1 protein-coding gene is annotated in these 14,079 nt (G+C 64.6%); it reads right to left on the reverse strand.

Features of this window, described 5'->3' with window-relative positions:
• Positions 1-158: 158 nt before the first annotated feature.
• Entirely contained in the window at positions 159-13,952 is a 13,794-nt protein-coding gene (locus ACODSO_RS13430; protein WP_489037322.1) for a non-ribosomal peptide synthetase, read from the reverse strand.
• Positions 13,953-14,079: the final 127 nt, after the last annotated feature.

Raw genomic sequence — 14,079 nt, forward strand, 5'->3', positions numbered from 1 at the left:
GGACCCCCCGGACCGAAGGACGTGGACGGACTCTGCGCATAGATCGGTTCACCTTTTCTCATCGAAACACTTGAAACGTGCCACAGTTGGGCTGCGTCACTTGTCGGTTGGCACGTGCTCGCCGACGCCGAGCAGTTTATCGCGTCCGTTCGGCCCGGTTATCCGTTGCGTTCGTCGTTCGCGTTCAGATACTCGTCGAGAACGGGTCCGACTACTGCGAGGGCGCTCGGGCCGGTCATATCTTCGTGTGCCGCATCGACGACGACCTCTCGAATCTCGGTGACATGCTCGCTCCACTGGCGGGCCGCCTCGACGTTGTCTGGGTGCGTACTGCCCGCCGTGAAGTACAACAGCGGCCGATCGAACTCGGCAGGTGCATAGTCGTTGATCTGTCCAGGCGCAGCCACCGCACCCGAATAGATCGAATGCAACTGTCCTGCAGTGAGTTCGACCGGACCGTCGACGAGAGCAGCGGCAGCTCGGTCCGCCTGCTCGGCGGTCAGAACGGCCGGGACCGGCGCACCCTCGGCGAGGACACCTGCCGGAACCAACAGCGACGTCAACTCCTCCTCGAACTCGTCACGGCCGATGTGCAGGACCGAGTCCAACATCGTCAACGTGACCTGCTCGCCTGCGGCGCGCAACATCACTGCCATCGCGTGCGCGATGACACCGCCGAGTGACCATCCGAGCAGATGGTATGGGCCCGAGGGACGCACACGGCGAACCTCGTCGACGTAGCGGCTCGCGTAGTCCTCGATCGACGTCGGAACGGACTTCGGCGTTGTCAGCCCCGGAGATTGAAGCCCGAAAACCGGACGGCTCTCGTCGAGGTACGCCAGGAGACCGGCGTACGGCCACGCGAATCCCAGCATCGGATGTACACAGAACACCGGCGCTGCGTCCCCGCCGCGACGAAGCGGAAGAAGCACGGCGAGACTGTCGTCGACCGACCCTGCTGCGGCCGAACCGGATTCGTCGATCCTCCTGGCCAGATCGTGGACTGTCCGGTCCGTGAAGAACCACTGCACCCGAATATCGGGCGCGACCTCTCGGCGTAGTTGAGCCACGGCTCGGGTTGCGACGAGCGAGTTGCCACCCAATTCGAAGAAGTCGTCGTCGAGGCCCACCCGGTCGACACCCAGCACGTCGGCGAAGACACCGGCTACCGCGACCTCCGACTCCGATTCGGGAGCGCGGAATTCACGTATTACCGACACCGGCGCCGGCAACGCACTCCGGTCCAACTTCCCCACCGGGGTCAACGGCAACTCGTCGAGCACCATGACCTGAGCCGGCACCATGTGACGCGGTAACCGCTCCTGCACCCAGCTCCGAACCTTCACCATGTCCAGGTCCGCATCATCCGCAGGCATCACGTAGGACACCAGCACCGTCGTACCGGCCACGCCCTCGTCGCCCGAACGTGCCACAGTCACCGCGAACTCCACGTCCGGATACGACGTCAGGACCGAGTCGATCTCACCCAACTCGATGCGGAAGCCTCGCACCTTCACCTGAAAATCGCTGCGTCCCAGGTACTCGATCGACACGGGCGCACCCGTATCGTCGCCGATCCACCTGACCATGTCACCGGTTCGGTACATGCGGGCGCCCCCGACGCCGAACGGATTCGCAACGAACCGTTCCGCGGTAAGCCCGTACCGTCGGTGATAGCCACGCGCCAATTGCACACCGGCCAAGTACAATTCACCGGTCACACCGACAGGCACAGGCGAAAGTCCGGCGTCCAACACCAGCGAGGTCATACCTCGGACCGGACCGCCGATCGTCACGTCTGCACCGGGCACCAATGCGTCGGAAATGTTGGTCATGATCGTGGTCTCGGTCGGACCGTATCCGTTGAAGAACTCTCGAACGCCCCTGCCCTCGCCACGCTCGACGGCCCACCGGGCAACCAGCTCCGGCGAACACGCCTCGCCGCCCACCACCACCATCTGTAGGTCCACCAAGCCCACCGGGTCCACCGACGCCAACGCCGCGGGTGTCACGAACGCATGCGAGACACGTTGGGCAACCAGCAGATCCCCCAAATCGGATCCGCCGAACACGGACGCTTCGGCGACGACCATCGTCGAGGACGCACCCACCGCCAACAACAACTCGAGCATCGACGCATCGAAACTCGGTGACGCGAAATGCAGCGTCCGTGACTGCGCCGTCAAGCCGTAACGATCCACTTGCTCCGCACAGAAATTCGCCAACCCGGCCTGAGTGACCACGACACCCTTCGGCACACCGGTCGAGCCCGAGGTGAAGACGACGTAGGCCGCCGAGTCCGGCGCGAGGTGTCCGACCCGTTCGGTGGCCGACACCGACTCGGCCGACAGCGACGCCAAGGACTCCTGCACAGCCGGGTCGTCCAACACGATCCACCGCACACCGGTCGGCAACTCCGCAACGAACTCGGTCGAGGTCACACCGATTCGCACACCCGAATCGACGACCATTCGTTCCACCCTGTCGGCCGGATAGCCCGGATCGAGGGGCACCACGGCGCCACCCGACTTCGCGACACCCCACACCGACATGACCGAATCGACCGACCGCGGCAACGCCACACCGATCAGACTGTCGGCCTCGGCACCGAGGGAGGTCAACATGCGAGCCAACCGCGAAGAGCGCCTGTCCAACTGTCGGTACGAGATCGTCTCGGACCCACTCACCACCGCCGTCGCATCCGGGTCACGCTCGACCGCCGTTGCCAGCAGATCCGGCAACAGAACCGGCGGCACGGCGGGCCCACTGGACGTCGTGGTCAGCTCGATGCGTTCGGACGCGTCCAGGATGTCGATCGAACCGATCTTCATCTCGGGCTCGGACATGTGCTCCATGACGCGCGAAAGTCGTTGCGCCAGAGTCGTCACAGATCCATCATCGATGGTGTCACGACGGTATTTGAGGCGGATCTGGATCCGCGCGTCCACCGTCGTCACCAAGGTCAACGGATAATGGCTTCCGTCAGCAGTGTCGACGCCCAGCAGCCGAAGACCGTCGATGGAACCGCCCTCGGCAATCGCTGATCGATCGACCGGATAGGACTCGAACACCACGAGCGTGTCGAAGTTCGCTCCATCACCCGCAGCCTCGACTATGTCGGTCAGCCCGGTGTAGTGATGGTCGAGTAGGTCCGCCTGCTGCGCTTGCAGAGACGACAAGTGTTGCGACACCGTCGATTGCGGATCCACCGACACGCGAACCGGTACGGTGTTGATGAACAGCCCGACCATCGATTCGACGCCGGGAAGTTCGGCCGGACGGCCGGAAACGGTGGCGCCGAATGCGACGTCACGTCGAGCAAGCAACCTGCTCAACACGATTCCCCAGGATGCCTGGACCATCGTGTTCAGCGTGACACCGATGCGGGAGGCAGCGGACGACAGTCGCGTCGTGGTCTCCTCGGAGAGCGTCAGTGCATACTCCCCCATTCCGGCTCCGGCCTGCGCGGAATGTCCGGCGAACAACATCGTCGGTTCCGACACCGGCGCGAGGGCGAGCTTCCACGCCTCGGCGGACGCATGGCGGTCACGTTGCCCGAGCCATGCGAGGTAGTTGCGAAACGGACGGACCCTCGGTAGATGCGCGGGGTCGCCGCTCGTGGCGTAGAGGAAGATCAGTTCCTGCATGAGCAATGGCATCGACCAACCATCCAACAGCACATGATGATTGGTCACTACCAGCGTCGCCGTGACACCCTCGGGGTCGTTGCTGCGACGAATGAGAGTGAACCGAAGCAGCGGCGGCGCAGCGAGATCGAAACCGCGAAGCTTGTCCTCGGCGATGATGACGTCCGCATGCGAGTCCATCGAGTCGGGCTGTTCCGCGGTGAGGTCGATCTCCGTCCACTGCGGCGTCACCCCGTCGACGACGATCTGAACCGGCGTGCCTGTCTCGTCCTGGACGAACGCGGTTCGTAGGTTCGCGTGCCTGGTCACCAACGCCCGCGCCGCGCGGTGCAGCCGCTCCGAGTCGACACTGCCGCCAAGGTCGAGCGAGATCTGAACGGTGTACGCGTCCGAACTCGTCACGTCGTCGAGACCGCCGTGGAAGTACAACCCGGCTTGCAACGGAGTCAACGGCCAGACGTCGGTCACCGCGCTGTACTCGGCCTCCCACCGCTCGATATCGGACGACGAGGTCTGCACCAATTCGAAATCCGAAGCGGTGTGTCCGCCGACGCCCTCCTTCCGGCAGTACTCGTCGAGAAGCTCGAGCGTGCCGACCCATAGATCGGCGAGTTCGCGTACGTCCTCGGTGGCCAACAGCCCGGACGGAAATGCCAGTGACCCGCTGAGTCGGTCGCCGATGACGACGGAGTTGATGTCGAGCGTTGCCATCGCGGACATGCCCGGCTCCGCCGCCCCGGCAAGGTCCCCGAGATCGCCTGCAGGCAACCATCCGATCCCGCTGAACTCGTTCGGGACCGTTTCCTGACCGACCCGTCCGAGGTAATTGAACAAGATCTGTCCGGCACTCCCGGATGCGAGCCGAGCACCCGATTCCGGGTCCAGATAACGAAGTTGACCGAAGCCGATGCCGCGGTCGGGCACGCCTCGCAGCGCCTCCTTGACGATCTTGACGGTTCGTCCCAGATGCGGGCCACCGGTCAGAGCGTCGTCGAGGTCGATGTCAGCGAGGTCGAATCGCACCGGGAAGATGCTCGTGAACCATCCGACGGTGCGCGACAGATCGGCGCCTGGCACCGCGTCTTCTTCGCGCCCGTGCCCTTCGAACCGAATCAGTGCGGCACGGTCGTCCACCACACCGCGCGCCTGACGCCATCGACTCAACGCCAGCGTGAACGCGGCGAGCAATCCATCGCTGACGCTGCCGTGGAACAGTCTGGGGACGGTGGTCAACATCGTGTCGGTGACGCCGGCGGGTAGCTCGAACTCGACTCGCTCCACCGTGGACGCGACATCCACCGCGGCATCGAACGGCCGCGATCCGAGCGGCGTGTCCGGTCCGCCGAGCACCCCTTCCCAGTAGGGAAGCTCGCTGCGGCGCTGATCGGACAGAGCCCCGTCCGCCAACCCGTGAGCCCACCGCCGGAAGGACGTACCGACGGGCTCGAGTACGGGGACTTGGCCAGCCGACACCGAGATCCACGCCTTCACCAGATCCGGGACGATGATGCGCCACGACACCCCATCGACGACGAGGTGGTGCGCCACGATCACGAGCCGTCCGGTCCTGGCCTGTTCACCGTCGACGGATTCGGGATCGAGCCAGACGAACTGCAACACGACCCCATCGAACGGGTCGAGCCTGTCCATCGCCAGATCTGTCTCCCGCAACGCCAAGGCCCGCAGTTCGTCCGCGTCGACCGACGCAGCGACGCCGACCCGGTGCAGTAGAGCCGACGCGTCGACCGAACCACGTTCGGCGACATACTGAGTCGACACCCCATCGATCCTGACCAGCTTCGACCGCAGGACGTCGTGATGATCGATCACGGCTTGAATCGTGGCGACGACGCCATGCTCGTCGATTTCCGCGGGCAACTCGAGCGCCAGGTTCTGCGTGTACCGCCCGAGTCGTGGGCCACGCCCCAGCATCTGCGCCACTATCGGGGTCACCGGCATCGAGCCGACACCGCCGCCTGGCATCTCGGCGAGCGCGGACGAGCTGTCTGCGTCGAGCGCGGTGGCGACCTCGGCGATAGCTGCGACTGTCTTGTGCTCGAATACGTTTCGAGCGGTGATGGACAGTCCCCTGGCTTTCACCCGGGACACGACCTGAATCGACATGATGCTGTCGCCGCCGAGAGCGAAGAACGAGTCGTGAATTCCCACCCGGTCCACGCCCAGTACGTCGGCAAACACGTCGCCGACAATGCGCTCGGCGTCGGTCGTCGGCGCCTGGAATTCGGTCGACTGAACCGTCGGTGCGGGCAGCGCACGGCGATCGAGCTTGCCGTTGACGGTCAACGGAATCGAATCCAGAACCACGAACGCGGCGGGCACCATGTACTCGGGTACCGCAGCCGAGATCTGTTCACGCAGATCGTCGGTGTCGAGAGACGAGCCGGCACCGGGGACCACGTAAGCCACCAGGCGAGCCGATCCCGGGGTGTCCTCGCGCGAGATCACTGCGACCTGCGCTACCCGCTCGAGTTCGAGAATCACCGCTTCGATTTCGCCGAGTTCGATGCGGAATCCACGGATCTTCACCTGGTCATCGGCACGGCCGACGAATTCCAGTTCCCCGGTGGTGTTCCAGCGTGCGACGTCTCCGGACCTGTACAGACGTGAACCGCCGCCGTGGAACGGGTCCGCGACGAATCGCGTCGCGGTCAGCGCGTGCTTCCCGAGATAGCCGCGCGCCAACTGCTCGCCCCCGATGTACAACTCACCCGCTACACCGCGAGGGACCGGCGCGAGTCGCGAGTCGAGTACGTGAATCCGGAGACCGGGAATCGGCCGTCCGACAACGGAGCCCGACGCCGATGCGACGAGCGCAGAATCGAGTTCTCGATGCGAGACGTGCACGGTGGTCTCGGTGATTCCGTACATGTTCACCAAGCGTGGTGACTGATCGCCGTAGCGGTCGATCCACGACGACAGTCGACGTAGTTCGAGAGCCTCACCTCCGAAGACGATGTAGCGCAGGCCCGCCAGATCCGATCCACCTTCGATACGGTCGATCTCGGCCAGCTGATAGAACGCCGACGGCGTCTGGTTGAGCACCGTGACCTTCTCGCGGATCAGCAGTTGCCGGAACAGATCGGGCGATCGCGACGTGAAGTAGTCGACCACGACGAGAGTGCCGCCATGCAGCAGGGGTCCCCACAGTTCCCATACCGAGAAGTCGAATGCGTACGAGTGGAACAGCGTCCAGACGTCGTCGGGACCGAACGCGAACAACAGATCGGTGCCGTCGAGCAGTCGGCCGACTGCGCTGTGCGGCACCGCAACGCCTTTCGGCAAACCGGTCGACCCCGACGTGTAGATCACGTAGGCCACATCCGAGGGCCGCAGCGGCGCGGTCCGCTCGTGGTCGCCGACGGGTCCGGCGGAGTACGCATCGAGTTCGAGAGTGTCCAGGTCGAGAAAAGCGACGCTCGACCCGACAACTCGGTCTCGACCCGACCAGGTCAGCACGACGGTCGGTGCCGAGTCGCCGAGCACGTAATCGATTCGCTCCTGCGGATACGACGGGTCGATGGGCACGTACCCTGCGCCCGATGCGACGACGGCGAGAACAGCGACCACGAGATCGACGGACCGTGGCAGCATGACCGCGACGACGGCTTCCGGTCCCACGCCGTGAGCGATCAATGCCCGCGCGAGCCTGTTGGCCCGCTGCGCCAGTTCTTCGTAGTTCAACCGCACGTCTTCGAACACGAGCGCCTGCGCCGCAGGCGACGCCGCTACCGTGTCGTCGAATCGGGCGGCCAGGGTCCGATCGACAGGTGGAGCGACCGGCATCTGATCTGCGCCGGACCACCGCTGCAGTACCAACTCTCGCTCGCCCGGGCCGAACACGTTCACGTCGGCCACAGCAGCATCCGGGTTCGCGAGAACCCCGTGCAGCACGCGGACGAATCGATCGGCGAATACCACGACCGTCTCGCGGTCGAACAGGTCCTGGGCGAAAGCGATCTGCACCGAGAGTTCTCGATCGGAGTCGGTCCCGCCTGCCTCGAACAGGGTCACTTGCAGGTCGAACTTGGCGACCTCGAAGTCGATGTCGACCGGCGAGACCTTCAGTTCCGGGAGTTCGACAGCACGCCGCTCCATGTTCTGGAAGGCCAACATCACCTGGAAGAGTGGGTGCCGGGCCTGCGACCGCTCGGGATCCACTGCGTCGACGACGCGCTCGAACGGAATGTCCGCGTGGGCGAACGCTTCGAGATCGACCTCGCGCGTCGCGGCGAGGAGTGTGGCGAAGTTCGCACCGAGATCGAGTTCGGTCCGAAGCACCAAGGTGTTGACGAACATCCCGATGACGTCGTCGAGAGAGGCTTCACCCCGGCCCGCGACGGGCGTACCGATCGCGATGTCGTCCGTTCCGGACAGTCGGGCGAGCACAACCGCAAGAACGGTGTGGACCGCCATGAACAGGGACGAATTATTTTCGCGGGCAAGGACATCGAGAGCCTCGACGCTCGCGCCGTCGATGACGGTGGTCACGGTGCCACCGATGTTGGTCGACACCGCCGGACGGGGACGATCCTGCGGTAGCGAAATTTCGGGCGCGAGACCGGAGAGCTTGTCGGTCCAGTAGGACAGCTGCGCCGCGGCGAGTGACTCGGGATCGGACTCGAGGCCCAGTGAAGCACGTTGCCACAGAGCGTAATCGGCGTATTGCACCGGGAGCGGCGACCAGTTCGGGGACTGACCCGACGCCCGCGCGACGTAGGCCGACACGATATCGCGGGCAAGTGGTCCCATCGAATAGCCGTCGGAACCGATGTGGTGAACGACCATGGCGAGCACGTGGTCGTTCTCGCCCAGAACGTACAGCTCCGCGCGCACAGGAATTTCGTTCGCTACGTCGAATCCACGCCCGAAGAGATCACGGAGACGCATCTCGATGTCCGACTCGGATGCCGCCGCGGGCCTCAGGTGCAGTCCGGTCGAAGGCCTGATGTCCTGCCTGGCATGTCCATCGACCGCCGGATAGACGGTGCGCAGTGATTCGTGCCGGTCGATCACGTCGTCGACTGCAGCACTCAGGGCCAGGACGTCGAGTTCGCCCTGTAGCCGAATCGCGACCGGGAGGTTGTAGGCGGCCGAATTCGTATCGAGCTGATTGAGGAACCACATGCGCTGCTGCGCGAGCGACAACGGAATCTGTTCCGGTCGAACCTGTTTCGTGAGCTGCGCGCGCCTGCCGCTGCCGACCGAACTTTCGATCCGCTCGGCGAGAGCCGCAACTCCGGCCGCTTCGAACAACAGGCGAACCGGCACACGAGAGTCGAGGGCGTCACCGAGTCTGGCGACCACCCGGGTGGCGATGAGTGAATTGCCGCCGAGGGTGAAGAAGTCGTCGTCGAGACCGACCCGGTCGACCCCGAGGACGTCCGCGAACGTCGCGGCAACGATCTCTTCGACGGGGGTCGTCGGTGCTCTGAATTCGGTGGCCGCGAATGTCGGCTGTGGGAGCGCTTTTCGGTCCAGTTTTCCGCTCGAGTTCAACGGGAACTCGTCCAGCACGACGATGGCCGTCGGGATCATGTAACTGGGGAGCACACCACCGAGATCGGACCGCGCGTCGACGTCGTCGACCGAGCGCCCCGGAGCCGGTACGACATACGCGACGAGGTGATCACCGGTTGCCAAAGCGACTACGAGCACGACCGCCTGGTTGACACTCGGATTCGCGAGAAGTGCCGCTTCGATCTCGCCGAGTTCGATCCGCTGGCCGCGGAACTTCACCTGGAAGTCCGTGCGGCCGATGTACTCGAGCACACCCGGTTCGCCAGGGCCGCCCGCGCGCCACCGAGCGAGATCTCCTGTTCGATACATCCGGGATCCGGGTGCGCCGAAGGGGTCCGCGACGAAGCGGTCGGAAGAAAGATCGGGTCGGCCCAGATACCCGCGGGCAAGCTGTACTCCGGAGAGGTACAGCTCCCCCGCCGTGCCTGCCGGGACCACCTGCAACCGGGAGTCGAGGACTACTGCCGTCGTATTCCATTCAGGTCTGCCGATGGGTACCGAGCCACGATCTGCCTCGGTCGACTCCCAGAACGTCACCGACACGGCTGCCTCCGTGGGGCCGTACAGGTTGTGCAGCCCAGCAGAGGACACCGATCGGAATGCGTCGGCAGTTTCGATCGGGAACGCTTCGCCGATGACGAACACGTGGCGCAGGCTTCGGCATCGATCCGCAGAAGCATGTGCGGTGAACACCGCCAACATCGACGGCACGAAATCGGTGAGGGTGATCGAATGCTCAGCGATCAGATCCGCGATGTACTCCGAATCGCGGTGCCCGTCCGGGGTCGCCAATACGAGCTCCGCGCCCACCTGCAGAGGAAGAAAGAAGCCCCACAGCGAGACGTCGAATGTCGTGGCTGTCTTCTGCAGGTACACGTCGGCCTCGCTGAGGCCATATTCCGTTCGCATCCACGCCATCTGGTTGACGACCGCACGGTGGGACACGGCAACACCCTTGGGTTTGCCGGTCGAACCCGAGGTGAAGATCACGTATGCGGTGTTGTCCGGTCCGAGCGAGGCAGTGCGTTCGGCATCGGTGACGGGCGAGAGACTCGATTCGGTCGCGGGGAGGTCAGCGACGTCGAGCACGGCGACATCGCCGAAAAGGTCGCGGTCACCGTCTCCCGACACGAGCACGCAGAAGGGCTCCGCCGCCTGCAGGATGTACCGAACGCGACTCTCGGGATGGTCCGGATCCACGGGAACGAACGCCGCACCCGCACGAAGAATGGCATAGATGCCGACGACCAGATCCAGCGATCGTCGGATCGCCACAGCGACGCGAGCTTCGGGGCCGACTCCACGATCGATCAGCACGCGAGCCAGCGCGTCGACCTGGGCATCGAACTCCCGGTAGGTGAGGGATCGGCCTTCGAACACCACGGCAACATGGTCGGCGTGAGTGGCTACTCGCTTGTCGAACTCCGACAGCAACGTCGGCTCGGAGTCCAGCCCTCGATCGGTATCGTTCCACTCCTGCAACAACACTCGACTCTCGTCGCTGCCGACGAGTTCGAGGTCACCGACCAATTCCGCGGGATCCGCTGCGATCGCGTCCAGCAGCCGACTGTAGCGACGCGCGATGGACTGAACCGTGGACTCGTCGAACAGCGCTGTCGCGTAGAGAATTTGCGCAGCGATCGCCCCTGTCTCACCGTCCCAGGCGTCGGTACCGGCCAACGTGAACTGCAGATCGAATTTCGCGAGTGCGCCGTCCATCGACAACGGTGTGACGGCAAGATCTGGAAGCTCCAAGGATTGCTGCGCCATGTTCTGGAAGAACATGGCGACCTGAAAGATCGGGTGCCGCGACGGCGACCGCTCCGGGTCGAGAACCTCGACGAGCCTTTCGAAGGGAACCGCGTCGTGGCCGAACGCGTCCAGATCCGATTCCTGAACCCGTGCAAGAAGATCGACGAAGGTCTCGGCCGGGTCGAATCGAGTACGCAACGGAAGAGTGTTGACGAACATGCCGACGAGGTCGTCGAGCTGTTCGTCGCCACGCCCTGCGATCGGCGCACCGATGACGATGTCGTCGGTGTTGGACAACCGGGCGAGCAACACCGCCAACGCGGCGTGGGCGACCATGAAGAACGTGGCGTTCTTGGACTTCGCGAGTTCGAGGAGCGCTCGGTGCGTTGCACCGGAGATCTCGAACTCCACCGTGGCTCCGACACTGGACTGTACCGACGGACGTGGTCGATCGGTCGGTAGGTCGAGCTGAGCCGAAACAGAAGCCAGCTCGGATTTCCAGAACGCCTCCTGCACCGCGAGAGGCGATGTCGGGTCGTCGCTCGAGCCGAGAACCTGCTGCTGCCAGAGCGTGTAATCGACGTACTGAACGGTCAGCGGGGCCCAGTTCGGTTCTCGGCCGTCGACGCGAGAAAGGTAGGCCGTCATCAGATCTCGCGTCAGCGGTGCCAGCGAGGCACCGTCGGCGCTGATGTGGTGGGTGACGAGCGCAAGCACGTAATCCCCGTCGGCGACTTCGAACAACCGGGCACGCAGCGGAACTTCGGCGGCCAGGTCGAACGCAGTGAGCGTCATCTCGCGCAACACATCGGCGATCTCGGATTCCGCCACGCGGATCGGCTCCAGCCGGGGCGCGACCTCCTCGGCCCGAAGGACCGACTGATGACCGACACCGTCGGTATCGGGATAGTAGGTGCGAAGCGACTCGTGCCGCTCCACCACGTCCACCACTGCCCGAGCGAGCGCACTCGCATCGAGCTTGCCCGTCAGCCGCACTGCGAGCGGGAGGTTGTTGATCGCGGACTCCGGCTCCAGCCGGTTCATGAACCACATGCGGCGCTGCGCGAGCGACAGCGGGATCGAATCCGGCCGAGGACCTGCATTCAAAGGTGTTCGACGCCCGACATCGCCCTGCGCATCGATCGACTCGGCGAGACCCACCACCGAGGAATTGTCGAAGAGCGATCGAACCGACACCGTCGTATCGAGAGCAGCACCGATACGCGCAACCACCTGCGTCGCGATCAGTGAGTTCCCGCCGAGTTCGAAGAAGTCGTCGTCCAGACCGACGCGCGGAAGATCGAGCAGTTCGGCGAACACCCCGGACACGACGCGTTGAGTTCCGCTTTCGGGCGCTCGGAATTCCCGGGCGAGCAGGACGGGGTCCGGCAATGCGGCACGATCGAGTTTGCCTGCGGGTGTCAGGGGAAGTTCGTCGATCAGCACGATCGCGGTGGGCACCATGTGACGAGGAAGCTTGTCGCCCACGAACCGAGTGAGCTCGGTAGTGCTCAGCACAACGCCTTCGACCGAGCGAACGTAGGACACGAGCATCGCCGAGCCGGCCCCTCCACCGGAGTCTGCACCGGCGCCCGCCGTGCCGCCGACGCCTTCACGAGCCACCGTCACGACGAAGTCGACACCGTCGTGCATCGACAGCGCCGCGTCGATCTCACCGAGTTCGATGCGGAATCCACGGATCTTGACTTGAAAGTCACTGCGACCCACGTATTCGAGCGCGCTGCTCGACTGGCGCCAGCGCACGATGTCGCCGGTGCGATACATCCTCGAACCATCGGTCGTGAATGGATTCGCGACGAATCGTTCTGCAGTCAGAGCCAATCTGCCGTGGTAGCCGCGCGCGAGTGCCGGGCCCCACAGATAAAGCTCGCCTTTCGAACCGGGTGTCGTCGGATGGAGTCGATCGTCGAGCACCACGCCCGACACGCCCCGGATTGGACTTCCGATGGAGACGGGGGCGCCGGATTCGAGCGCTCCGCTGCAGGTGGCCATGATGGTTGCCTCGGTCGGCCCGTACCCGTTGAGAAACCGGCGCGGACCGGCGGGCCGATTCACAGCCCACTTCGACACCAGTTCGGGCGGGCACGCCTCTCCCCCGGAAAGAACCATTTCGAAATCGTTCAGATCACTCGGATCCACCGACGCCATCGCGGCAGGGGTGATCATGGCGTGCGTGACCTGCTCCCGTCGCAAGAGTTCGGCGAGCTCGGTCCCGCCGTACACGGACGCCGGGGCGATCACCATGGTCGATGACGCGGTGACAGCCATCAGCAGCTCGAAAACGGAGGCGTCGAAGCTCGGCGACGCGAAGTGCAAGGTCCGGGCCGATGGCGTCAAGCCGAACAGCTCGCGCATCTCCGCAGCGAGGTCGTTCAGACCCGCGTGTGTGACCACAACTCCCTTCGGCTTTCCCGTCGAACCGGAGGTATAGATCATGTACGCGCCGTGCGTCGCGAGCAGCGTCCCGGCGCGGTCGGGCGGTAGCACGGTGGAGCTGTCCAGTTCGTCTATCTCGGCGATCGTCGACTCGTCGTCGAGCACCATCCACTCGACGGTCGACGGCAATGCGTGCACGAACTCCGTGACCGTCACACCGAAGCGTGTGCCCGAGTCGGAGAGCATGTGCTCGATCCGATCGGACGGATAGTTCGGGTCGACCGGCAGAAAGGTGGCGCCGGACTTGGCGATCCCCCACACCGACTGAACCGACAGATCCGAACGAGGCATCGCGACCGCTACGACGTCGTCCGGTCCGAGCCCACGGCCGATCAGAGCTCGTGCCAGTCGGCTGGAACGGGAGTCCAACTCGGCGTACGTGAGGAGCGCGCCGTCGTAGGACAGGGCGGTCGCAGACGGGTCCAGTTCGACGGCAGTGAGCAGGAGGTCGGGCAGAAGGGGTATGCGCGGGCGCCTGACACGCGGCGCACGCCGGGGTCGGGCCGAGCCGCGCGCGGGTGTTCGATCGGCGGACACATCTTGGCCGCTACCACTCATCGAAGCGTGCCTTCGACGGTCACCGGCAGCTTGAACTCGATCACGACGCACCCTCAGATCTCGACACGAGGGCAGCTCGAATAGCCCGGGAGGGCCGAGCTCCTGTTGCCGCCCCGCACAGGTTTAC

The sequence above is a fragment of the Rhodococcus sp. FG69 genome (genome assembly GCF_057808915.1).